This window comes from Kitasatospora gansuensis (genome assembly GCF_014203705.1).
GTDB lineage: Bacteria > Actinomycetota > Actinomycetes > Streptomycetales > Streptomycetaceae > Kitasatospora > Kitasatospora gansuensis.
This window is the reverse complement of sequence record NZ_JACHJR010000001.1, coordinates 2,142,798-2,166,619: the sequence shown is the minus strand read 5'-3', so window position 1 is coordinate 2,166,619 and position 23,822 is coordinate 2,142,798. Positions and strand designations below refer to the sequence as shown.

The window sequence follows — 23,822 nt, the reverse complement described above, 5'->3', positions numbered from 1 at the left end:
GTCTCACTATTGCCCGGTGCCGCCGAACCTGCGGTACACGGTGGCCCGGGAGACACCGAGCTCGGCGGCGACCTCCTCGGCGGTCCGACCGGCCTCGAACAGCCGCCGGGCGGTGGCGGCCATCTCCGGGCCGACCGCACTCGGGCGGCCCCGGCCGCGCCGGGCGGTGGGCGGCCGCTCGGCCGGGCCCAGCAGGCGGCGCACGCCGTCCAGCACCGCCGCCTGCAGCTCCGCCGTCGGAGCCTCCGCGAACAGCACCACCGGGTCGGCCAGCATGGCGATCGCCTGGGCCGCCCTGACCTGTCCGGCGAAGTCCGGGGCGGGGCCGGCGACCAGTGCCCCGGCCTTCAGCATGGCGGCGGTGAAGCGGTCGAATCCCGGGCCCGGAGCGGCCAGTGCGAGATCGTGCAGGTTGATCCTGAGCAGGTAACGGTGCGTCAGCCAGACCTGCAGCATGCCCTCCACCGCCGCCCACCGGGCCTCCTCCGAGTCGGCCCGCAGCTCGGCCGCCGCGAGCGTCGCTTCCAGGCTGTCCAGCATCGGCTCGGCCAGTGCGGCGAGCAGATCGGCCTTGGCCGGGAAGTGGTAGAGCACGGCCGCCTTGGTCACCCCGACCAGCTCGGCGATCTCCCGCACCGAGGTCGCGTGGTAGCCGCGGGCGGAGAACTCGGCGAGTGCGGTCCGCAGGATCCGGGCCCGGGTGTCCGGGGTGGGGTCGGTCATGGCCGGAGTCTAGTCCTTGCCTGACCGACGGTCAGGAGCTTATGGTCACGACTGACCGATGGTCAGTCGATGGGGGGCAAGGGCATGAGGAACGTCCTGATTTCCGGGGCCGGGATCGCCGGGCCGACGCTGGCGTACTGGCTGGCCCGGCACGGCTTCCGGCCGACGGTGGTGGAGCCCGCTCCGGCGGCGCGCCCGGGCGGCAGCCCGGTGGACGTCCGCGGCCCGGCGCTCCGGGTGGCCGAGCGGATGGGCGTCCTCCCGCAGCTCCGGGCCGCCGGGACGGGGGTGACCAGCCTGCGCTTCGTCGACGCCGCGGGCCGCCAGGTCGGCCGGGTCGCCACCGGCGGCCGCCGGGGCGCCGGCGAGGTCGAACTGCCGCGCGGTGACCTCGCCGCCCTCCTGTCCGAAGCCGCCCGGGAGCACGCCGAGTTCCTGTTCGGCGACTCCATCAGCACGCTGGCCCAGGACGCCGACGGCGTGGACGTCACCTTCGAGCACGCCCCGCCCCGGCGCTTCGACCTGGTGATCGGCGCCGACGGCCTGCACTCCCGGGTCCGCCGGCTGGCCTTCGGCCCGGAGCGGGTGCACGTCCGCCACCTGGGGATGTACGTCGCCACCGTGCCGCTGCTGTCGGGTCCGGACGACCCCGCCGACGGCGTCCGGATGTACAACGCCCCCGGCCGGGCCGCCGCCGTCCACCCCGGCCGGGGCCGCTCGCTCGGCTTCTTCGCCTTCCGGCACCCCGAGGTGACCGATCTCCACCACCGCGACCTGGCCGGGCAGCGCCGCCTGCTCGGCGCGGCGTACGCCGAGGACGAGCGCACCGGCGCCTGGCGGCTGCCCGAACTGCTCGACCGGGCCCGCACCGCCGACGAGTTCTACTTCGACGCGGTCGCCCAGGTCCGCCTGGACACCTGGTCACACGGCCGGATCGGCCTGCTCGGTGACGCCGCGTCAGCCGTCTCGCTGTTCGGCGACGGCTCCAGCCTGGCCCTGGCCGGCGCCCACACCCTCGCCACCGCCCTGGCCGACCACACCGAACCGACCACCGCCCTGCACCACTACGAAACCACCCACCGCCGCCTCGTCGACCCCCGCCAGCGCAACGTCCTCCGCGCCGCAGCCCTGCTGGTGCCCCGCACCAGCAGGGGCCTCCGCACCCGCAACCTCGCCACCCACCTGCTCCCCTCCGGCGGCTAGAGCTCAGCCACCAGGGGCTCGGGGCTCTGCTGATGTGCGGCTCCGCAGCGTGGGCGACGCCGACCTTTTGGCAGGGCTCACTCTTTACGGTCAGGGGCTCGGGGAACTGCGACGCCGACCTCGAAAAAGGTGATCGTCGCGTAGGTGGTCAGGCACTTTTGCAGTGATACCCGCCAGCCACGAACCGTCGCCGTTCCCCGAGCCCCTGGATAGTGCAACTGAGCGCCCTGCAAAAGCAGGCCTGCGTTGTCAGTGCGGAGTCGTACGGTGGACTCGTGCGTCCCATCACGAGTATCGAGCGGTCCGTGGCGCCCTTCGAGGTCGTCAGCCCCTACCAGCCCAGCGGTGACCAGCCGGCGGCCATCGCCGAGCTGGAGCGCCGTATCCGTGCAGGTGAGAAGGACGTCGTCCTGCTGGGTGCCACCGGCACCGGCAAGTCGGCGACCACCGCCTGGATGATCGAGAAGCTGCAACGCCCCACCCTGGTGATGGCGCCGAACAAGACGCTGGCCGCCCAGCTCGCCAACGAGTTCCGCGAGCTGCTGCCGAACAACGCGGTCGAGTACTTCGTCTCGTACTACGACTACTACCAGCCCGAGGCGTACGTCCCGCAGACGGACACCTACATCGAGAAGGACTCCTCGATCAACGAGGAGGTCGAGCGGCTGCGGCACTCCGCGACCAACAGCCTGCTCACCCGCCGCGACGTGATCGTGGTCGCCTCGGTCTCCTGCATCTACGGCCTCGGCACCCCGCAGGAGTACGTCGACCGGATGGCCCAGCTGCACGTCGGCGAGGAGGTCGACCGGGACGCGCTGCTGCGCCGCTTCGTCGACATGCAGTACACCCGCAACGACATCGCGTTCAGCCGGGGCACCTTCCGGGTCCGGGGCGACACGATCGAGATCTTCCCGGTCTACGAGGAGCTCGCGGTCCGGATCGAGATGTTCGGCGACGAGATCGAGGCGCTCTACACGCTGCACCCGCTGACCGGCGAGATCATCAGCCAGGACAAGTCGATCTACGTCTTCCCGGCCTCGCACTACGTGGCGGGCCCGGAGCGGCTGGAGCGCTCGGTCAACGACATCGAGAAGGAGCTGGAGGAGCGGCTCGCCGTGCTGGAGAAGCAGGGCAAGCTGCTGGAGGCCCAGCGGCTGCGCATGCGCACCACGTACGACCTGGAGATGCTCCGTCAGATCGGCAGCTGCTCGGGCATCGAGAACTACTCGATGCACTTCGACGGCCGCTCGCCCGGCTCCCCGCCGAACACGCTGCTGGACTACTTCCCGGAGGACTTCCTCCTGGTGATCGACGAGTCGCACGTGACCGTCCCGCAGATCGGCGCGATGTACGAGGGTGACGCCTCCCGCAAGCGCTCGCTGGTGGACCACGGCTTCCGGCTGCCGTCCGCGCTGGACAACCGCCCGCTCAAGTGGGAGGAGTTCCTGGAGCGGGTCGGGCAGACGGTCTACCTGTCGGCCACCCCGGGCAAGTTCGAGCTGGCCCGGGGCGAGGGCACGGTGCAGCAGATCATCCGTCCGACCGGCCTGATCGACCCCGAGGTGATCGTCAAGCCGACGGAGGGTCAGATCGACGACCTGGTGCACGAGATCCGCAAGCGGATCGAGAAGGACGAGCGGATCCTGGTCACCACCCTCACCAAGAAGATGTCCGAGGACCTGACCGACTACCTGCTCGGCCTGGACATCAAGGTTCAGTACCTGCACAGCGACGTCGACACGCTGCGCCGGATCGAGCTGCTGCGCGAGCTGCGGGCGGGCAAGTTCGACGTGCTGGTGGGCATCAACCTGCTCCGCGAGGGCCTCGACCTGCCCGAGGTCTCGCTGGTCGCGATCCTGGACGCGGACAAGGAGGGCTTCCTGCGCTCCGGCACCTCGCTGATCCAGACCATCGGCCGCGCCGCCCGTAACGTCTCGGGCCAGGTGCACATGTACGCGGACCGGATCACCCCCTCGATGGAGCTGGCGATCGGCGAGACCAACCGGCGCCGGATCGTCCAGCAGGAGTACAACACCAAGCACGGGATCGACCCGCAGCCGCTCCGGAAGAAGATCGGCGACATCCTCGACACCCTCTCCCGGGAGGACATGGACACCGAGGAGCTGCTCGCCACCGGGTACCGGAACACCGGCAAGGGCAAGGCCGCCGTCCCGGCGCTGGGCGCCGGCCGGAAGCCGGCCAAGAGCCTGCCCGCGGCCGAGCTGGCCGACCTGATCCAGCAGTTCACCGACCGGATGCACGCGGCCGCGGCCGACCTCCAGTTCGAGCTCGCGGCCCGGCTGCGCGACGAGATCGGCGAGCTCAAGAAGGAGCTCCGGCAGATGCGGGAAGCAGGCATGGCTTAGGCCGGTCGGTCTTCAGGCGGTTCGAGTACACCTAGCACAAGGCGGGGACGCCCCGTGGCCGGAGTCATGATCCGCGCCACGGGGTAGTCCTTTGCGTGGGGCGAGTGCCCGCAGGCTCTAGGGTGGTCTGTGGGCAAAGCCCGTGCAGGGGGCCTCAGCCGGGGGACGGCAAGGGGGTGTTCCGCCGTTGCACCGGTCCTGGTGAGGGCCGGGGTTGAGGAGAGAGGGCAGTACCGTGTCGGTGAATCTGGCCAAGGGACAGCGGGTCAGTCTTCAGAAGAGTTCGGGGGAGTCGCTCACGGTGGTCCGGATGGGCCTGGGCTGGAAGGCCGCGCCCAAGCGCGGGCTGTTCGGCTCCCGGACGAGGCAGATCGACCTGGACGCCTCGGCCCTGTTGTACGCCGAGAAGACCCCGTCGGACGTGGTGTTCTTCCAACACCTCGTCAGCAACGACGGCTCGGTCCGGCACACCGGTGACAACCTGGTCGGCGGCGCGGGTTCGGAGGATGACGAATCGATTCTGGTCGACCTGGCGCAGGTGCCCGCGCACATCACCCAGGTGGTGTTCACGGTCAGCTCGTACACCGGGCAGAGCTTCGCCGAGGTCCAGCAGGCGCACTGCCGGCTGGTCGACGCGGGCACCGACCAGGAGCTGGCCCGCTACGAGCTGACCGGCGGCGGTCCGCACACCGGGCAGATCATGGCCAAGGTCTACCGGGACGGCGCGGGCGGCTGGGGCATGCAGGCGATCGGCGCCCCGGCGAAGGCGCGGACGTTCCAGGACATGCTGCCCGCGATCGAGCCGTACCTCTGACGCCGGGCCCTGGCGGGCTCTTTACCTTCTTTACCTTCTCTTGGGTTTTCTGTTAGGCTCGACAACAGCGGAGGGGAGTATTCCCCCGCAGCGTTCCCGTCATCACGGGTGCCCTTCCACGGCGCCCCGGGGCGCTGGTCCGGTCCGGCCGAGCGTGGCCGACGGGCGGAAGAGACCTCCGGCAGTGACGATGTCTGTCTCGCCTACCTGCCGGAGGAGCAGCTAGTGGACGTTTCCGTAAGCCTTTGGGTCGGCACGATCGGGGTTCTGATCGCCCTGGTCGTCGCCGACTTCTTCATCGGTGGCCGAAAGCCGCACGAGGTCTCCATCAAGGAGGCCGGGATCTGGACCGCGGTCTGGGTCGCGCTGGCCTTGCTCTTCGGCGGTTTCCTCTGGTGGTACGGCGGTTCGCAGCCGGCCGGTGAGTTCTTCGCCGGGTACATCACCGAGAAGTCGCTGAGTGTCGACAACCTCTTCGTCTTCATCCTGATCATGGGCAAGTTCGCGGTGCCCCGGATCTACCAGCAGCGCGTGCTGATGGTCGGTGTGATCATCGCGCTGGTGCTCCGGGCGGTCTTCATCGCCGGTGGTGCCGCGCTGGTCGCCGAGTTCTCCTGGGTCTTCTACATCTTCGGCGCCTTCCTGATCTGGACGGCGTACAAGCTGGTCAAGGAGGCGATGGGTGGCGACGAGGAGGAGGAGTTCGAGGAGAACCGCCTGCTCAAGTCGATCGAGCAGCGCTTCCCGTCGACGGACAAGTACCACGGCACCAAGCTGACGATCAAGCAGAACGGCAAGCGGCTGATGACGCCGATGCTGATCGTGATGCTCGCGATCGGCACCACCGACGTGCTGTTCGCACTGGACTCGATCCCGGCGATCTTCGGTCTGACCCAGGACCCGTACATCGTGTTCACCGCCAACGCCTTCGCCCTGATGGGTCTGCGCCAGCTGTACTTCCTGATCGGCGGCCTGCTGAAGAAGCTGGTCCACCTCAGCTACGGCCTGTCGGTGATCCTCGGCTTCATCGGCGTGAAGCTGGTGCTGCACGCGCTGCACGAGAGCGGCGTGCACGTCCCCGAGATCGGCATCCCGCTCTCGCTCGGCGTGATCGGCGGCGTGCTGGTGATCACCACCATCACCAGCCTGATGGCCTCGAAGAAGCAGGAGGCGGCCGAGGCCGCCGAGAAGGCCCAGAAGGACGAGATCGACGCCTGACGTTCGTTCAGTGCGAGGGGCGCCCCGGCGGAACGGGGCGCCCCTTCCGCATGCTCAGCCGGCGCTCAGTGCCGACGCCTCCAGCTGCTCGGCCGGGACCAGTCCGGCCACCGCCGGGGGCTCGGTGGGCTCGAGCAGCCGGCTCGGGGTGCCGTCCACGCCGACCGGCAGGTCGCCGTCCAGGGTGATCCGACGGACCAGCCGGGGCTGGTCGCCGTAGTCGTTGACGGCGTAGTGCTGGGTGGCCCGGTTGTCCCAGATCGCCACGTCGCCGACCTGCCAGTCCCAGCGGACGGTGTTCTCCAGCCGCTCCACATAGCGCTGGAACAGCTCCAGCAGCGCCCGGCTGTCGGCGCCCGAGACACCCTGGACGCGCTGCGCGAAGGCGCCCAGCAGCAGGCTCTTCTCGCCGGTCACCGGGTGCACCCGGACCACCGGGTGCTCGGTCTTGAAGGCGGTGGAGACGAACACCTGCCGGAACAGCGCGGCGATCTCCCGGTTCTCCGCCAGCTCGGGGGTGAGCGCCAGGGTGGCCGCGTAGTCGTAGTCGTTGGTGTGCACCGCGCGCAGGCTCTCGGCCAGCACCTTCAGCGGCGCGGGCAGGTCGTCGTACGCGGCGGCGGTGTTCGCCCAGACCGTGGAGCCGCCCGCCTCCGGGAGCTCCAGCGAACGCAGGATGGACGCCTTCGGGTAGGACGGCACGAAGGTCACGTCGGTGTGCCAGTTGTTGGCCCGGACCCCCTTGGTGGCGTCCAGCTCGAAGATGTACCGCCCGTCCGCGCTCGGCACCGTCGGGTGCCCCACCGGGTGGCCGAGCAGCCGCGCGAACGCCTCGTGCCCGGCGTCGTCCAGGTGCTGCTGCCCCCGGAAGAACAGCACCTTGTGCCGGTACAGCGCGCTCTCGATCGCGGCCACGGTCTCCGGACCGAGCGACCCGCTCAGCTCGAGGTCGTGCACGACGGCGCCGATCCGGCCGGCAGCGGGGGTGAGACGGAGTTCGGTGGCGACGGTGGTCATGGCTGTCCTCCAGAACAGGGTGCGGCAGAACTCCCGCCCCGGGCAGGAGAATTCGGCCCGGGCGGGTGGGGGGAAACGAGCGAACGAGACGTCAGACGGCGAACGGGCTGCGGCGACAACAGCAGCTCGTGCGGGGAAGCGGACAGCGACGGGTCATCGTCTTCCCCTCTCTCGTCTCTCGTGACGCGGTTCGAATTGCGTTCATCGTCCCGCACCGGTCTGGCAGCGGTGTTGCGGCGGCATGAAATCTCCCGATCGACACCGAAGGCCCCCTCCCCGGTGGGGGAACGGGCCTTCGGAGTCGACGGTCACCAGCCGCGTTCGCGCCATTCCGGCAGGTGGGGGCGCTCGGTGCCGAGGGTGGTGTCGTTGCCGTGGCCCGGGTAGACCCAGGTCTCGTCGGGGAGGACGAAGAGCTTCTCGGTGACGTCCCGGTAGAGGCTGTCGAAGGCGGCCGGGTCCTTCCAGGTGTTGCCGACCCCGCCGGGGAAGAGGCAGTCGCCGGTGAACAGGTGCGGGTGGCCCTGCGGGTCGTCGTAGCTGAGCACGATCGCGCCCGGGGTGTGCCCGGTCAGCTGGCGGACGGTCAGGTCGACCTGGCCGACCCGGACGGTGTCGCCGTCGTCCAGCAGGAGGTCGGTCGGTACCGCGATGCCGGGCGCGTCGATCCGGCCGGCGGCGGTCCGGGCGCCGGTGGCGGCGACCACCTCGGCGAGGGCGCCCCAGTGGTCGCCGTGCTGGTGGGTGGTGACCACGGTGGCCAGCTGGGAGCCGACCGACTCCAGCAGCACCGGGGCGTCCGCCGCCGCGTCGATCAGCAGCTGCTCGTCGGTGGCGCGGCAGCGCAGCAGGTAGGCGTTGTTCTCGTACGGGCCGACCGCGATCTTGGTGATGATCAGATGGGCCAACTCCCGCACGTCCGGCGGGCCGCCGACCTTCACTGCTCCGTGGTACGTCATCGCGCCGCTGCTCCTCGCTCGCACTGGACCTGAACCTGAACCTGAACCGCCATCATGCCGGGTCAGCCCATCGGCGGGAGCTGCGGCAGGGCGGTGTGGTCCAGCTCCGTACCGTCCCGGTGGACCAGCAGACCGTGGCCGTCCGAGCGGCCGGACAGCCAGGCGGCCAGGGCGCGGACCGGGCCCTGGACGGTGAGCTGCTCCGGGCCGGTGCCCAGGGCGGCCCGCTGGTCGGTGTCGGTGGCCGCCAGGGTGAGCGTCGGCAGTCCTTCGGTCTTCTCGAACTGCTCGGCCAGCCGCGGGAGTTCCTCCTCGGCGAAGCCGGTGGGCCACTGGCCGGGGGTGTAGTCGGCGCCGAGGTCGACCAGGTGGTACTCGATCTCCATCTGCCGCTTCAGTGGCAGCTCGTAGGCCGGGAAGAGGTAGCCGGAGCGGTGCCGGATCTGCACTGTCCAGGCCTCGTCGGGCAGCTGGGCGGCGGCGGCCATGAAGCGCTCGTGGCTGGCCGCCAGGTCGGCCAGCTGCTCGGCCAGCGGGCGCGGCGCGCCGAGCGCGATGTCCTCGTCCCGGGCGGTGGGGGAGGCGTACTGCGGGATGTCCTCGCCGGTCCGGGCGCCGTTCAGCAGGTTGACCAGCGAGTCGGCGTTCCGGGCGATGTGGGTCAGTACGTGGCCCTTGGTCCAGCCCGGCAGGGCGGAGGGTTCGGTGACGGCCTGCGGGGTCAGCCCGCCGGTCTCCCGCAGCAGGGTCGCGGTGGACTCCTCGACGGCCCGCAGGCGGGCGGCCGCGATCGCCGCCGCGCTGTGGGCGGCCGTGCCGGAGTCGGTGTGGGAGTCGGTCATGTTGCGGCCTCCGATTCGTTGTGCACTCGGGCGTTGCCCCGACGGGGCGTGGCTCGTTGACACCGTGACGGTACCGGGGTGCCCGGGGCTGAGCAGGGGGTTTTCCGGCTGGTTTCGGGTCGGGATCGAGCCGGTCGTCACCCGTTCGGGTGGACTCGGCTGGACAGGCTCGATATTCGAACGCCTGAGCTAGTAGGCTGACGGGCGCACACTGGAAGAATTCATCCGATTGCGCTTGTTGGTCCCAGCAGTGGGCCACGCAGCCCTTCCCAGCCACCTCCCCCGGAGAAAGGCGCCAGAAGCAGTGGCCGACCGCCTCATCGTCCGCGGTGCTCGCGAGCACAACCTCAAGAACGTCTCGCTCGACCTCCCGCGCGACTCCCTCATCGTCTTCACCGGCCTCTCCGGCTCCGGCAAGTCCTCGCTCGCCTTCGACACGATCTTCGCGGAGGGCCAGCGCCGCTACGTCGAGTCGCTGTCCTCCTACGCGCGCCAGTTCCTCGGCCAGATGGACAAGCCCGACGTCGACTTCATCGAGGGCCTCTCGCCGGCCGTCTCGATCGACCAGAAGTCCACCAACCGCAATCCGCGCTCCACCGTCGGCACCATCACCGAGGTCTACGACTACCTCCGCCTGCTGTTCGCCCGGATCGGCAAGCCGCACTGCCCGCACTGCGCCCGCCCGATCGCCAAGCAGTCCCCGCAGGCGATCGTCGACCGGGTGCTGGAGCTCAAGGAGGGCACCCGCTTCCAGGTGCTCAGCCCGGTGGTCCGGGAGCGCAAGGGCGAGTTCGTCGACCTCTTCGCCGACCTGCAGTCCAAGGGGTACGCGCGCGCCCGGGTGGACGGCGTGACGGTCCAGCTGACCGAGCCTCCGACGCTGAAGAAGCAGGAGAAGCACACCATCGAGGTGGTCATCGACCGCCTGACGGTCAAGGAGAGCGCCAAGCGCCGCCTGACCGACTCGGTGGAGACCGCGCTCAAGCTGGCCGGCGGCATGGTGGTGCTCGACTTCGTCGACCTCCCGGAGGAGGATCCGGAGCGCGAGCGGATGTACTCCGAGCACCTGTACTGCCCGTACGACGACGTCTCCTTCGAGGAGTTGGAGCCGCGTTCGTTCTCCTTCAACTCCCCGTTCGGCGCCTGCCCCGACTGCTCGGGCCTCGGCAACCGGATGGAGGTCGACCCGGAGCTGGTGATCCCGGACGAGGAGAAGTCGCTCGACGAGGGCGCCATCCACCCGTGGTCCCAGGGCCACACCAAGGAGTACTTCCAGCGCCTCACCGACGCGCTCTCCGGCGAGCTCGGCTTCCGGACCGACATCCCCTGGGCCGGGCTGCCCGCGCGGGCCAAGAAGGCGCTGCTGTACGGGCACAAGACCCAGGTCGAGGTCCGCTACAACAACCGCTACGGGCGCGAGCGTTCGTACACCGCGCCGTTCGAGGGCGCGATCCCGTTCGTGACGCGCCGGCACTCCGAGTCGGAGAGCGACAGCAGCCGCGAGCGCTTCGAGGGCTACATGCGCGAGGTGCCCTGCCCGACCTGTCGGGGCACCCGGCTCAAGCCGGTGATCCTGGCGGTCACGATTCTCGACAAGTCGATCGCCGACGTCTCCGCGATGTCGATCGCGGACTGCGCCGAGTTCCTCGGTGCGATGAAGCTCAACGCGCGGGACAAGCAGATCGCCGAGCGGGTGCTCAAGGAGGTCAACGAGCGGCTCCGCTTCCTGGTCGACGTCGGCCTGGACTACCTCTCGCTGAACCGCGCGGCAGGCACCCTGTCCGGCGGCGAGGCGCAGCGGATCCGGCTCGCCACCCAGATCGGCTCCGGCCTGGTCGGCGTGCTGTACGTGCTGGACGAGCCCTCGATCGGGCTGCACCAGCGCGACAACCACCGGCTGATCGAGACCCTGGTCCGGCTCCGCGACATCGGCAACACGCTGATCGTGGTCGAGCACGACGAGGACACCATCAAGACCGCGGACTGGGTGGTCGACATCGGCCCCGGTGCGGGCGAGCACGGCGGCAAGGTGGTGCACTCCGGTTCGCTCAAGGAGCTGCTCACCAACGAGGAGTCGATCACCGGCCAGTACCTGTCGGGCCGCCGCGCCATCCCGACGCCCGAGATCCGCCGCCCGCGCGACAAGAAGCGGCAGATCATCGTGCACGGCGCCCGCGAGCACAACCTGCAGGACGTCACGGTCGCCTTCCCGCTCGGCACCTTCACCGCGATCACCGGGGTGTCCGGGTCCGGCAAGTCCACGCTGGTCAACGACATCCTCTACACCCACCTCGCCCGCGAGCTGAACGGGGCGCGCAGCGTCCCCGGCCGGCACACCCGGGTCACCGGCACCGACCTGGTCGACAAGGTCGTGCACGTGGACCAGTCGCCGATCGGCCGTACCCCGCGGTCCAACCCGGCGACGTACACCGGCGTCTTCGACAACGTCCGCAAGCTGTTCGCGGAGACCCAGGAGGCCAAGGTCCGGGGCTACCTGCCCGGCCGGTTCTCGTTCAACGTCAAGGGCGGTCGCTGCGAGCACTGCTCGGGTGACGGCACCATCAAGATCGAGATGAACTTCCTGCCCGACGTCTACGTCCCCTGCGAGGTCTGCCACGGCGCCCGCTACAACCGGGAGACGCTGGAGGTCCACTACAAGGGCAAATCCATCTCCGACGTGCTGGACATGCCGATCGAAGAAGGCATGCACTTCTTCGAGGCCGTCCCGGCGATCCACCGGCATCTGAAGACGCTGAACGAGGTCGGCCTCGGCTACGTCCGGCTCGGCCAGTCCGCGCCGACCCTCTCCGGCGGTGAGGCGCAGCGCGTGAAGCTCGCCTCCGAGCTGCAGAAGCGTTCCACCGGGCGGACGGTCTACGTGCTCGACGAGCCCACCACCGGCCTGCACTTCGAGGACATCAGCAAGCTGATCAAGGTGCTGGACGGCCTGGTGGAGAAGGGCAACACGGTCATCGTCATCGAGCACAACCTCGACGTGATCAAGACCGCCGACTGGGTGGTCGACATGGGCCCCGAGGGCGGCAACGGTGGCGGCACGGTGGTCGCCGAGGGCACCCCCGAGGAGGTGGCGGCCGTGACGGCCAGTCACACCGGCAAGTTCCTCCGGGACATCCTGCTCCCGGCCGCCCCGGCACCGAAGAAGCGCGCGGCGGCGAAGAAGAAGTAGCAGCATCGGAAGGGCCGTCGTGGCGGGCAATCCCGGTACGACGGCCCTTCGGCACTCCGACGTAGACTGCGGGGCCGACCGCCCGTACCCGTCGAGGGAGCGTCACCGATGACCGACACCACGCCCGCCCCCAGCCGCCGGACCCTGCTCTGCTGCGGCGCCGCGCTGGCCGCCGGCGGCGCGGCCGTCGCGGTGACCGGCTGCGGCTCGTCCACCTCCTCCGACAGCGGGTCCGGCGGTGCCGCCGCCGCCCCGGTGACGGTCGGCGCGGTGGCCGACGTGCCGGTCGGCGGCGGCAAGGTGTACCGGGAGGCGAAGATCGTCGTCACCCAGCCGACGGCCGGCGAGTACAAGGCGTTCAGCGCCAAGTGCACCCACGCGGGCTGCGTGGTGGACGAGGTCAAGGACGGCACCGTCAACTGCCCGTGCCACTACAGCAAGTTCGCCGTTGCCGACGGTTCGGTCAAGGACGGCCCGGCCCCGAGCCCGCTGCCGGCCTACCGGGTCACCGTCAAGGACGGTGCCTTCGAGGTGACGAAGTAGCAGCGGAAGTGTCTTTCCGGTGCCCGGACCCCCGTACCGGGCACCGGCACTGAGGATCATCCTGAGGGGTGGGCACGGGGTGGGGACAGGGGTTTCAGGGGTGGCTTAAAGGTGCAGCCTGAAACGGACAGGGGGAAGCCGTGTTACGTGTCCATCTGACCACCGAAGACCTGCTCCGGGTACGGGTGGCGCCCACCGTCGGGCCGCTGGCCGAGGCGTACCACAGCCTGGAGGCGCTGACCGGGCCCGGCGGCTGCGCCCAGTTCCGGCCCTGGCGGCAGAAGTTCGGCGGTGGCCCGCTGGCCGAGGAGATCCGCCCGCTCGCCTCGCTGATCCCGGGCCCCGGCCCGTGCTTCGACCTGGGGGCGCTGACCGGCACCGGTCAGTCCGTCGAGGCGGGCCTGGAGCAGCTGCTGGGCGCCCCGGACGAGCTGGTCCGGCTGGAGCTCGCCCACGTCTCCACGCCCCGGGCCGACCCGCGCTGGGTCCGGGCCCTGATGGAGGGTGACCTGACCGCCCGTCAGCGGCTGGCCGACTCGGTGGCGGCCTGTCACCGCTTCACCGTCGGCCCGTACTGGGGCCGGATCCTGGCCCACCTGGACGCGGTCAGGGCCGACCTGGCCCGTACGCTGATGGCCGGCGGGGTGGAGCAGCTGCTCGGCACCTTCTGCGCCCCGACGATCCGCTGGCGGTCGCCGGTGCTGGAGATCCGCTACCCGCGCTCGGTGGACGTCCACCTCGGCGGCCGGGGGCTGGTGTTGGCCCCGATGGTCTTCCTGGCCGATCCGCCGGTGCTGCTGACCGACTCGCTGGACCCGGACGCCCCCGCGGTGCTCGCCTTCCCCACCGTCCGGGACCCGCTGGCCGGTGCCCGGCTGTGGAGCGAGGACCCGACGGCCCGGCAGTCGCTCACCGCGCTGCTCGGCCGCACCAGGGCGGCCGCCCTGGACATCGTCACCGAGGGCTGCACCACCACCGAACTGGCCCGGCGCCTCAACGTCTCCCCGGCCTCGGCCAGTCAGCACGCCACGGTGCTGCGCAACGCGCACCTGATCACCACTCAGCGCCGGGGCGGCGCGGTGCTGCACACCATCACCCCGCTCGGCATCGATCTGCTCAACCGGACGGCGGGCGGCCCCGGGTCGGGCGGGGCACACCTGGCCGGTTAGCTCCCGGCCCTAGCTCTGGCGCAGCGGCGGCATCGGGATCGCCACCGAGTGCGCGGTCGCGCCCACGCCCACGCCGGCCTCACAGCTGTTCGGCGGCACGGTGGTGACACCGCGCACCGAGGGCCGCTCGGCCGCCCAGAACATGTAGCCGAGCAGGCCGGAGCTGGTCCCGGCGCCGTCGGGGGCGGCGCTCCGCAGCCAGCTGCCGGTCGAACTCTGCAGCGAGGCGGCGAAGTTGTTGCACTCGGGGCGGACCTTCGAGCCCTCCGCCACGTACAGCCCCGCGGTGAACTTGGCCGGGGCCAGCGGTCCGACCGGCGGGTTGTAGGTGGGCTTGCCGGTCAGGTGCTCCTGCCAGTTGGCGATCGCGCCGCTGGTGGCTGGCTGCCGGGCGGGCACCATCGCGTTGGCGTAGTCGAGCACCGGCCGGTCGGTGCGCAGCCAGTTCGCGGTGGCGTACTGGTTGAGGCCGATCAGCCAGCGGTCGCCCGCCGCCACGTCGATGGTGAGCCGGGCGGCCGGGTCCGCGCCGCTCGCGTCGTACGGGTGCACGGCGCGGTAGGCGTCCACGAAGGTCTGCAGGCCGGTCAGGTTCGGGCTGGTGTTCTCCTCGTAGTCGATCTCGATGCCGACCCCGAGCCGGGTGGCGAGCGCGGCGGCCCGCTGGCCGAACAGGGCCGGGTTCTCGGCCAGCGCCTGGTTCCAGGCGTCGGTGTAGGTGATGCCGCCGATCGAGAGCATCACCCGGATGCCCCGGGAGGTGAAGTAGTCGACGACGGCCTGGTTGATGCCGATCGGCACGCCGTCCACGGTCTGGGCGTCGGTGGTGCCGTCCAGCAGCCGGAGCGGGTGGACGAAGCTGAGCACCACCAGGTTGACCGAGGGGCGGCCGTCGCCCCGGTCCACCAGCCAGTGGTTGGCGTGGTCGAAGTCGGTCAGGTCCCGCACGGTGCCCCAGGTGCAGGCGTCGTTGCTGCACTGCCAGGCGCCGTACACCTCCATCGGGGGAGCAGCGGCGACGGCCGGCGGGGCGGACGGGACGAGGGCGGCGGCCAACAGGGCCGCCGTGGTGCCGAGCGTTCTGAGCCGGTCGAACGGAACGCGCATGTACGCCTCCTGGACGAGTGGGGTCCCCGGACGGGTCACAGCGTGGGGGCGGCCGCGCCCGCGGTCAATGGCGCGTACCGAACGGGCCTTCGTACAGATGACAGGCCGTCAATCCTTTAACAGTCCCGGCTACACCCTGCTCATCCCACCGGAGCCGCGCCCGCCAGCACACTGGGCGCTCCATCCCCCTTGTGCCCTCTGGGAGTTCACGGTGTCCCCAACCGATCAGCAGTCCCCGCCCCCGGTGCAGCGACTGAGAGCCAACTCGGTCGGCCTGGCCGGTGTGGTCTTCATGGCGCTGGCCACCGCGGCCCCGATCACCGCGATGACCGGCAACCTTCCGGTGGTGGTCGGCGGCGGCAACGGTGTGCACGCGCCGGCCGGATTCCTGTTCGTCACCGTGGTGCTGACCGTCTTCACCGTCGGCTACGTGTCGATGGCCAAGCACATCACCACCGCCGGGGCGTTCTACGGCTTCGTCTCGCAGGGTCTCGGCCGGGTGGTCGGGATGGCCTCGGGGCTGCTCGCGGTGCTCGCCTACGTGGTCTTCGAGGCCTCCATCGTGGGCATCTTCGCGTACTTCTCGCAGCAGGCCTTCGAGGCCCAGTTCGGGCTCGATCTGCCGTGGCAGGTCTTCGCGTTGGTGATGCTGGCGATCACCGCCGTGCTGTCCTACTTCGACCTGGAGGTGGCCTCCAAGGTGCTGGCCGTCTTCCTGGTCGGTGAGGTGGTGATGCTGGTGCTGCTGGCCGGTTCGGTGCTGGCGCACGGCGGCGGCCCGACCGGCCTGCACTGGGGCACGCTCAACCCGACCGGCGCCTTCGCCGGGGTGAACGCGGGCGTCGGGCTGTTCTTCTGCTTCTGGTCCTGGATCGGCTTCGAGTCCACCGCGATGTACGGCGAGGAGTCCCGCAACCCGCGCCGGATCATCCCGCGCGCCACCCTGCTCGCGGTGCTCATCCTGGGCGTGCTGTACACCTTCGTCACCTGGATGGTGCTGGCCGCCGACACCCCGGACGCCGCCGTCGGCCTCGCCACCGGCTCCACCCCGCTCGACCTGTTCCTGGTCCCGGCCAAGACCTACCTGGGCGACTGGGCGGTCACCGCGTTCCAGTGGCTGATGGTCACCAGCGCCTTCGCCTGCGGGATGGCCTTCCACCAGTGCGCCGCGCGTTACCTCTACGCGATCGGCCGGGAGGGCTTCCTGCACCCGGCGCTCGGCCGCACCCACCCGAAGCACGGTTCGCCGTACGTCGCCTCGTTCACCCAGACCGGCATCGCGCTGCTCGTGGTCGGCGGCTTCTGGTTCACCGGGCAGGACCCGTACGTCGGTCTGTACACGCTGACCGCGATCCTCGGCACGCTCGCGCTGCTGGTGGTGCAGACGCTCTGCTCGTTCGCGGTGATCGCATACTTCCGCCGCAACCACCCCGAGTCCAGGCACTGGTTCCGCACCCTGGTCGCTCCGCTGCTCGGCGGGCTCGGCATGTTCGCCGCGATCGTGCTGCTGGTGGTCAACCTGGACACCGCCGCCGGGGCCGCCTCCGAGATCTTCTTCTTCAAGCTGATCCCGTGGATCGTCGGCGCGGTCTTCCTCGGCGGCATCGGCCTGGCGCTCTACATGCGGGCCCGCCACCCGGACCGCTACGAGGTGATGGGCCGGCTGGTGGTCGAGGACGCCCAGGAACGCACCGAAGAGCCCACCCCCGCCGCCGTCTGAGCCCCCCGCAAGAACCGGAAGGGAACCCCCACATGTCCCGCTCCCCGTACACCCGCCTGCTCCGCTCCGCCCTCGCCGACCAGGCCACCGCCGAACGGCTCCGGCTGCCCGTCGACGAGTACACCGGCCTCCGCGACGCCGCCCGCGCCGAGCCCGACGGCCCCTCCCGTCGCGCCCTGCTCGGCCGGGCCGCCGCCCTCGGTCTCGGCGTCGGCCTGGCCGGGATCTCGGCCGCCCCCAAGGCCCGGGCGGCCGTGGTGCAGAGGTTCACCGGCCCGATGCCCCGGATCGCGATCATCGGCGCCGGCATCTCCGGCCTGAACGCCGCCCTCACCCTGGCCGACAAGGGCATCACCGCCACCGTCTACGAGGCCGAGCCCGCCCGGGTCGGCGGCCGGATGTACTCCAAGGCCGACTGGGCCCAGGGCCAGGTCTCCGAGTACGGCGCCGAGTTGATCGACACCGGCCACCACACCATGCTCCAGCTCTGTCAGCGCTTCGGCCTCTCCACCACCTCGATCCGGCACTTCTCCGAGGGCGAGCAGACCCTGCACTTCCAGGGCGGCTACTACCCGCGCGCCACCGCCGACGCCGAGTTCAAGCAGATCTGGCAGACCATCAAGAACGACATCCAGGCCGGCGGCTCGGGGCCGACCTGGAACGACCACAACCAGGCCGCCGTCACCCTGGACCGGATGTCGGTCCGGGACTGGATCAACACCCGGGTCCCCGGTGGCACGTCCAGCCGGCTCGGCGCGCTGCTCGACGTCGCCTACGCGGTCGAGTACGGCGCCGACACCACCGCCCAGTCCGCGTACGCGCTGCTGCTGATGCTCTCCTGGCAGGCCAACCCGGGGAACTTCAACATCTGGGGCGGCAGCGACGAGCGCTACCACGTCACCGGCGGCAACGACCAGGTCCCGCGCGCCATCGCGGCGGCGCTCCCGGCCGGCACCGTCCAGCCCGGCCACACCCTGGCGGCGGTGGTCCGCAACGCCGACGGCAGTCAGACCCTCACCTTCAAGCTGGACGGCGGCGGGACGAGGACCGTCACCGCCGACCACACCATCCTGGCGCTGCCGCTCCCGGTGCTCCAGCAGCGGGTGGACCTGACCGGCGCCGGTCTCGACCCGATGATGCGCAAGGTGCTCACCGACATGACGATGGGCGCCTGCACCAAGCTCAACATGCAGTTCAGCAGCCGCCCGTGGACCGGCACCGGACCCTGGCCCGGCGTCTCCGGCGGCGAGTGCTTCAGCGACCAGCCGTTCCAGCAGGCCTGGGATGTGACGAAGGGTCAGCCCGGCTCCAACGGCCTGCTGATCCAGTACCACGGCGGCACCCCCGCCAGGTCGCTCGCCCCGGGCGCCCCGTTCACCGACGCCACCAACAGCTACACCCGCAACCTGGCCACCAGCTACCTGACCCAGATCGACCGCCTCTGGCCCGGCACCAAGGCCGCCTGGACCGGAAGGGCCACCCTCTCCGCCTGGCACCTCAACCCGAACACCCTCGGCGCCTACTCCTGCTGGCCGGTCGGCTACCTCACCACGGCAGCCGGCTACGAGGGCACCGCCCAGGGCCGGCTGCACTTCGCCGGCGAGCACACCTCCTACGACTTCCAGGGCTACATGGAGGGCGGCGCCACCGAAGGCGCCCGCGCGGCCAAGGAGGTGCTGACCGCGATCGGGGCGTAGCCGGGAGCGGGCGTAACTGACACGTCGGCCCCGGGTGTCAGGGCAGATCGGTACGGTAGGGGCATGGCAGACCCATCCACCTACCGGCCCGCACCCGGGGCCATCCCGACCTCGCCCGGGGTCTACAAGTTCCGTGACGCGCACGGGCGGGTCATCTACGTGGGGAAGGCCAAGAGCCTGCGGCCCCGGCTGTCCTCGTACTTCCAGGACGTGGCCAACCTGCACCCCCGGACGGCGACCATGGTGACCACGGCCGCCGCCGTCGAGTGGACGGTGGTGGCCACCGAGGTCGAGGCGCTGCAGCTGGAGTACTCCTGGATCAAGGAGTTCGACCCGCGGTTCAACGTCAAGTACCGGGACGACAAGAGCTATCCGGAGCTGGCGGTCACCCTCAACGAGGAGTACCCCAGGGTCCAGGTGATGCGCGGGGCGCACAAGAAGGGCGTCCGCTACTTCGGGCCGTACGGGCAGGCCTGGGCGATCCGCGAGACGGTGGACCTGATGCTCCGGGTGTTCCCGGTCCGGACGTGCTCCAACGGCGTCTTCAAGCGCGCCCGGCAGATCGGCCGCCCCTGCCTGCTCGGGTACATCGGCAAGTGCGCCGCGCCCTGCGTCGGCAAGATCTCGCAGGCCGACCACGTCGAACTGGCCGAGGAGTTCTGCGACTTCATGGCCGGGCGGACGGGCAACCACCTGCGCCGGCTGGAGCAGGAGATGCAGCAGGCCGCCGCCGACATGGAGTACGAGAAGGCCGCCAGGCTGCGCGACGACCTCGGGGCGCTCCGCAGCGCGATGGAGAAGAACGCGGTGGTGCTCGGCGACGGCACCGACGCCGACCTGTTCGCCCTCGCCGAGGACGAGTTGGAGGCGGCCGTGCAGATCTTCCACGTCCGTGGCGGCCGGGTGCGCGGCCAGCGCGGCTGGGTCACCGACAAGGTCGAGGACGTGGACACCGCGGGGCTGGTCGAGCACGCGCTCCAGCAGCTGTACGGCGGCGGCACCGAGTCCGTCCCGCGCGAGGTCCTGGTGCCCGCGCTGCCGGAGCCGCTGGCCCCCGTGCAGGATTGGCTGACCGGCCTGCGCGGTGCCCAGGTGGACCTGCGGGTGCCGCAGCGCGGGGACAAGAAGGACCTGATGACCACGGTCCAGCGGAACGCCCAGCAGTCGCTGGTGCTGCACAAGACCAAGCGCGCCTCCGACCTGACGACCCGTAGCCGGGCGCTCCAGGAGATCGCCGACGCGCTGGAGCTGGATTCGGTGCCGCTGCGGATCGAGTGCTTCGACATCTCGCACCTGCAGGGCGAGGACGTGGTCGCCTCGATGGTGGTGTTCGAGGACGGCCTGGCCCGGAAGAGCGAGTACCGCCGGTTCCAGATCAAGGGGTTCGCCGGTCAGGACGACGTCCGGTCGATGCACGAGGTGATCACCCGCCGGTTCCGCCGCTACCTCCAGGAGCGCGAGCAGACCGGCGAGTGGGCGGTCGAGGAGGAGGACTCAGGTCCCCGAGAAGAGGACGGCCGCCCGAAGCGGTTCGCCTACCCGCCGCAGCTGCTGGTGGTCGACGGCGGCCAGCCGCAGGTCGCCGCCGCCCGCCGCGCGCTGGACGAGCTCGGCATCGACGACGTCGCACTCTGCGGGCTGGCCAAGCGACTTGAGGAGGTCTGGCTGCCCGGCGCGACCGACCCGGTGGTGCTGCCGCGCTCCAGCGAGGGCCTGTACCTGCTCCAGCGGGTCCGCGACGAGGCGCACCGGTTCGCCATCACGTACCAGCGGACCAAGCGCGCCAAACGGCTCACGGCGGGGGAGCTGGACTCGGTCCCCGGCCTCGGCGAGACTCGCCGCCAGGCGTTGCTCAAGCACTTCGGTTCGCTGAAGAAGCTGCGGGCGGCCACGGTGGCGGAGATCTGCGAGGTACCGGGGATCGGCCTGCGTACGGCGGAGACTGTTGTCGCGGCGTTGGCTGCCCGTACACCGGTCGCTCCCGCGGTGAACACCGCCACCGGCGAGATCATTGAGGACAGTACTGAGGAGACGCCGTGACGGTCGACGCCGCCCGTCCCGCGCTCCGGCGGAATCACCGAGAACGGGGATCAGAAGTGACAGTGGCCGACGTGGGAGAGAGTGCCCCGGAGCTGGTGATCATCTCCGGTATGTCCGGAGCCGGCCGCAGCACCGCGGCCAAGTGCCTGGAGGACCTGGGCTGGTTCGTGGTGGACAACCTGCCGCCCGCCCTGATCCCGACCATGGTCGACCTCGGCGCCCGTTCGCAGGGCGCGGTGCCCCGGATCGGGGTGGTGGTCGACGTCCGCGGCCGGAAGTTCTTCGACGACCTGCTGACCTCGCTGGACGAGCTGGAGAAGCGCGGCGTCCGGCTCCGGGTGGTCTTCCTGGAGTCCTCGGACGACGCCCTGGTGCGCCGCTTCGAGTCGGTCCGCCGCCCGCACCCGCTGCAGGCCGCCGACCGGATCGTGGACGGCATCGAGCGCGAGCGCGACCTGCTCCGCGAGCTGCGCGGCGAGGCCGACCTGGTGATCGACACCTCCGACCTGAACGTGCACCAGCTCCGGGCCAAGCTGGACGCCGCGTTCGCCGACCACGACGAGCCCGAGCTGCGCGCCACCGTGATGTCCTTCGGCTTCAAGTACGGCCTGCCGGTCGACGCCGACCTGGTGGTGGACTGCCGGTTCCTGCCGAACCCGCACTGGGTCCCCGAGCTGCGCGCCCGCACCGGCACCGACCCCGACGTGGCCGGTTACGTCTTCGAGCAACCGGGTGCGAACGAGTTCCTGGACGGCTACACCGAGCTGCTCAGGATCATCACCGAGGGTTACCGCCGGGAGGGCAAGCGGTACATGACACTTGCCGTAGGCTGCACCGGTGGGAAGCACCGCAGCGTGGCGATGTCGGAGCGGCTGACGAAGCGTCTGATCGCGGACGGCGTCGAGACGGTGCTGGTCCACCGCGACATGGGCAGGGAGTGACCCGGGGGGAGTGACGGCGGAGCTCCGGCGGTCGCTCTTACAGAGACAAGGGGCGCCGCCGATCCAGGGCGGCGCCGATGAGCAGAACGTGGGGTCGGTGTGACGGCATACTCGCCAACGCGGCAGCACAAGACCGTCGACCGGGCCCAGAACGCCAACGGCCGGACCAGAGGCGCGCCGCGGATCACTGCGCTCGGCGGCGGCCAGGGGCTGTCCGCCTCGCTCTCCGCGCTGCGCCGGCTCACCACCGAGCTGACCGCCGTGGTCACCGTCGCCGACGACGGCGGCTCCAGCGGCCGGCTCCGTGCCGAGCTGGGCGTCCTGCCGCCGGGTGACCTGCGTAAGGCGCTGGCCGCGCTGTGCGGGGACGACGACTGGGGCCGGACGTGGTCCGAGGTGCTCCAGCTGCGCTTCACCGGCGACGGCGAGCTCGGCGGCCACGCGGTCGGCAACCTGCTGATCGTGGCGCTCTGGGAGAAGCTCGGCGACCCGGTGGAGGCGCTCAACTGGGTCGGCCGGCTGCTCAACGTGCACGGCCGGGTGCTGCCGATGTCGGCCGTCCCGCTGGACATCGAGGCCATGGTCCGCGGCCACGACCCGGCGCTGCCGGGCGAGTTGAGCGCGGTCCGGGGCCAGGCGAACGTGGCCGTCACCCCCGGCACGGTGCAGTCCATCCGGCTGCTGCCGGAGCAGCCGCCGGCCGTCCCGGAGGCCGTCGAGGCCGTCCTGGAGGCGGACTGGGTGGTGCTCGGCCCCGGCTCCTGGTTCACCAGCGTGCTGCCGCACCTGCTGGTCCCCGAGCTGGCCGACGCCCTGGTGCGGACCCGGGCCCGCCGGCTGCTCACCCTCAACCTGGCCCCACAGCCGGGCGAGACCGAGGGCTTCACCCCCCAGCGTCACCTGGAGGTGGTCGCCGACCACGCTCCGGAGCTCGCGGTGGATGCGATCCTGGTGGACGAGCGCGCCGTCACCGGCGGCGCCTTCGGCCAGGCCGACCTGGCCGGCCTCGAGAAGGCCGCCGAACGGATGGGTGCCGCCCTGGTGCTCGACCGGGTCGCCGCCGCGGACGGCACGCCGCGACACGACCGGGAGCTTCTGGCGGCTGCGTACGACCGGATTTTCCGGACACATGGAAGGATCGGCCCATGGCGATGACGGCAGCGGTGAAGGACGAAATCAGCCGGCTCCCCGTCACCCGGGCCTGCTGCCGCAAGGCTGAGGTTTCGGCGATCCTCCGATTCGCGGGCGGGCTGCACATTGTGAGCGGCCGGATCGTGATCGAGGCGGAGCTGGACACCGGCATTGCGGCCCGGCGGCTGCGCAAGGACCTGCTGGAGATCTTCGGACACTCCTCGGATCTGGTGGTGATGGCCCCCGGCGGGCTGCGACGCGGCAGCCGGTACGTGGTGCGGGTGGTGAAGGACGGCGAGTTGCTGGCCCGGCAGACCGGGCTGGTGGACGGACGAGGACGGCCGATCAGGGGCCTGCCCCCGGCCGTGGTCTCGGGCGCGACCTGTGACGCGGAGGCCGCCTGGCGCGGGGCCTTCCTGGCGCACGGTTCGCTCACGGAGCCGGGGCGGTCCTCCTCCCTGGAGATCACCTGCCCGGGCTCCGAGGCGGCGCTGGCCCTGGTCGGCGCGGCCCGCAGGCTGGGCATCCCGGCCAAGGCCCGCGAGGTCCGCGGGGTGGACCGGGTGGTGATCCGGGACGGTGACGCGATCGGCGCGCTGCTCACCCGGCTCGGCGCGCACGAGTCGGTGCTGGCCTGGGAGGAGCGCCGGATGCGGCGCGAGGTCCGGGCCACCGCCAACCGGCTGGCCAACTTCGACGACGCGAACCTGCGCCGCTCGGCCCGCGCGGCGGTCGCGGCCGGCGCCCGGGTGCAGCGGGCGCTGGAGATCCTCGGCGAGGAGGTGCCGGAGCACCTGGCGGCGGCCGGCCAGCTCCGGATGCAGCACAAGCAGGCCTCGCTGGAGGAGCTGGGCGCGCTGGCCGACCCGCCGCTCACCAAGGACGCGGTGGCCGGCCGGATCAGGCGTCTGCTGGCGATGGCCGACAAGCGCGCCTCCGAGCTCGGCCTGCCGAGCACCGAGGCCAACCTGACCGACGAGATGGCGATGAGCTGACGGGGTCTCACCTGACGAACGGCCGGTGTCCGCATCGCGGGCACCGGCCGTTCCGTGTTCGAACGGCTCGAGCTACCCGTCCGTAGGCCATTCGGGCTGCGGGACCAACTCCCCTGCGGCGCAGGGACCGAAGCCCCGAACGTGGGTGTT

Annotated in this window: 18 protein-coding genes; 13 read left to right on the top strand and 5 right to left on the bottom strand. The window is 71.0% G+C overall.

What is annotated here, in order from left to right; genetic code table 11:
• Positions 1–6: 6 nt before the first annotated feature.
• Positions 7–723 (bottom strand): TetR family transcriptional regulator, encoded by a 717-nt coding sequence (locus tag F4556_RS09535; protein ID WP_184913375.1) that lies wholly within the window; start codon positions 721–723, stop codon positions 7–9.
• 84 nt (positions 724–807) lie between these two features.
• On the opposite strand from F4556_RS09535, the gene F4556_RS09530 reads away from it, so the two are divergent.
• From F4556_RS09530 to F4556_RS09515, 4 genes are all read left to right on the top strand, one after another.
• A complete protein-coding gene (locus F4556_RS09530) occupies positions 808–1,926 on the top strand; it encodes an FAD-dependent monooxygenase (protein ID WP_184913373.1) in 1,119 nt (372 codons plus the stop codon).
• A 275-nt stretch (positions 1,927–2,201) separates the two neighbouring features.
• The gene (gene uvrB, locus F4556_RS09525; RefSeq protein ID WP_184913372.1) at positions 2,202–4,292 is read left to right on the top strand and encodes an excinuclease ABC subunit UvrB; all 2,091 of its coding nucleotides are present in this window, start codon (positions 2,202–2,204) and stop codon (positions 4,290–4,292) included.
• A 235-nt stretch (positions 4,293–4,527) separates the two neighbouring features.
• Positions 4,528–5,106, top strand: a complete 579-nt coding sequence (locus F4556_RS09520) for a TerD family protein (RefSeq protein ID WP_184913370.1) — start codon at positions 4,528–4,530, stop codon at positions 5,104–5,106.
• Between the two features lie 225 nt (positions 5,107–5,331).
• Positions 5,332–6,324 (top strand): TerC family protein, encoded by a 993-nt coding sequence (locus F4556_RS09515; RefSeq protein WP_184913368.1) that lies wholly within the window; start codon positions 5,332–5,334, stop codon positions 6,322–6,324.
• A 54-nt stretch (positions 6,325–6,378) separates the two neighbouring features.
• Here the strand turns inward: F4556_RS09515 and F4556_RS09510 are convergent, their stop codons facing one another.
• From F4556_RS09510 to F4556_RS09500, 3 genes are all read right to left on the bottom strand, one after another.
• Positions 6,379–7,341: a TauD/TfdA dioxygenase family protein gene (locus F4556_RS09510; RefSeq protein WP_184913366.1), complete on the bottom strand. Its 963-nt coding sequence runs from the start codon at positions 7,339–7,341 to the stop codon at positions 6,379–6,381.
• Positions 7,342–7,649: 308 nt separating this feature from the next.
• The gene (locus F4556_RS09505; protein WP_184913365.1) at positions 7,650–8,300 is read right to left on the bottom strand and encodes an MBL fold metallo-hydrolase; all 651 of its coding nucleotides are present in this window, start codon (positions 8,298–8,300) and stop codon (positions 7,650–7,652) included.
• 62 nt (positions 8,301–8,362) lie between these two features.
• The gene (locus tag F4556_RS09500; protein WP_184913363.1) at positions 8,363–9,142 is read right to left on the bottom strand and encodes a maleylpyruvate isomerase family mycothiol-dependent enzyme; all 780 of its coding nucleotides are present in this window, start codon (positions 9,140–9,142) and stop codon (positions 8,363–8,365) included.
• A 304-nt stretch (positions 9,143–9,446) separates the two neighbouring features.
• Between F4556_RS09500 and uvrA the strand changes: the two genes are divergently transcribed.
• The 3 genes from uvrA to F4556_RS09485 all read left to right on the top strand — a co-directional run bounded on the left by uvrA (position 9,447) and on the right by F4556_RS09485 (position 14,041).
• Complete coding sequence (gene uvrA / locus F4556_RS09495) at positions 9,447–12,329, top strand: excinuclease ABC subunit UvrA (RefSeq protein WP_184913361.1); 2,883 nt, start codon at positions 9,447–9,449, stop codon at positions 12,327–12,329.
• A 108-nt stretch (positions 12,330–12,437) separates the two neighbouring features.
• Positions 12,438–12,872 carry a Rieske (2Fe-2S) protein gene (locus tag F4556_RS09490; RefSeq protein ID WP_184913360.1) on the top strand — a complete coding sequence of 145 codons (435 nt, stop codon included), beginning with the start codon at positions 12,438–12,440 and terminating at the stop codon, positions 12,870–12,872.
• A 140-nt stretch (positions 12,873–13,012) separates the two neighbouring features.
• Complete coding sequence (locus F4556_RS09485) at positions 13,013–14,041, top strand: ArsR/SmtB family transcription factor (protein WP_313068224.1); 1,029 nt, start codon at positions 13,013–13,015, stop codon at positions 14,039–14,041.
• Positions 14,042–14,050: 9 nt separating this feature from the next.
• On the opposite strand, the gene F4556_RS09480 is transcribed toward F4556_RS09485, so the two are convergent.
• Entirely contained in the window at positions 14,051–15,148 is a 1,098-nt protein-coding gene (locus tag F4556_RS09480) for a glycoside hydrolase family 18 protein (RefSeq protein ID WP_184913359.1), read from the bottom strand.
• Positions 15,149–15,440: 292 nt separating this feature from the next.
• Between F4556_RS09480 and F4556_RS09475 the strand changes: the two genes are divergently transcribed.
• The 6 genes from F4556_RS09475 (at position 15,441) to whiA (ending at position 23,672) form a co-directional block, all read left to right on the top strand.
• Positions 15,441–16,868 carry an APC family permease gene (locus F4556_RS09475; RefSeq protein WP_246511415.1) on the top strand — a complete coding sequence of 476 codons (1,428 nt, stop codon included), beginning with the start codon at positions 15,441–15,443 and terminating at the stop codon, positions 16,866–16,868.
• A 32-nt stretch (positions 16,869–16,900) separates the two neighbouring features.
• Entirely contained in the window at positions 16,901–18,565 is a 1,665-nt protein-coding gene (locus F4556_RS09470; RefSeq protein WP_184913358.1) for a flavin monoamine oxidase family protein, read from the top strand.
• Between the two features lie 63 nt (positions 18,566–18,628).
• Positions 18,629–20,605: an excinuclease ABC subunit UvrC gene (gene uvrC / locus F4556_RS09465; protein ID WP_184913357.1), complete on the top strand. Its 1,977-nt coding sequence runs from the start codon at positions 18,629–18,631 to the stop codon at positions 20,603–20,605.
• Positions 20,606–20,661: 56 nt separating this feature from the next.
• Positions 20,662–21,546, top strand: coding sequence for an RNase adapter RapZ (rapZ, locus tag F4556_RS09460; RefSeq protein WP_376775673.1), 885 nt, complete (start codon positions 20,662–20,664; stop codon positions 21,544–21,546).
• A 183-nt stretch (positions 21,547–21,729) separates the two neighbouring features.
• Positions 21,730–22,701: a gluconeogenesis factor YvcK family protein gene (locus F4556_RS09455; protein WP_184924446.1), complete on the top strand. Its 972-nt coding sequence runs from the start codon at positions 21,730–21,732 to the stop codon at positions 22,699–22,701.
• Positions 22,692–23,672 carry a DNA-binding protein WhiA gene (whiA, locus tag F4556_RS09450; RefSeq protein ID WP_057240357.1) on the top strand — a complete coding sequence of 327 codons (981 nt, stop codon included), beginning with the start codon at positions 22,692–22,694 and terminating at the stop codon, positions 23,670–23,672. Before F4556_RS09455 ends, whiA begins: the two co-directional genes overlap by 10 nt.
• The last annotated feature ends 150 nt before the right edge of the window (positions 23,673–23,822 follow it).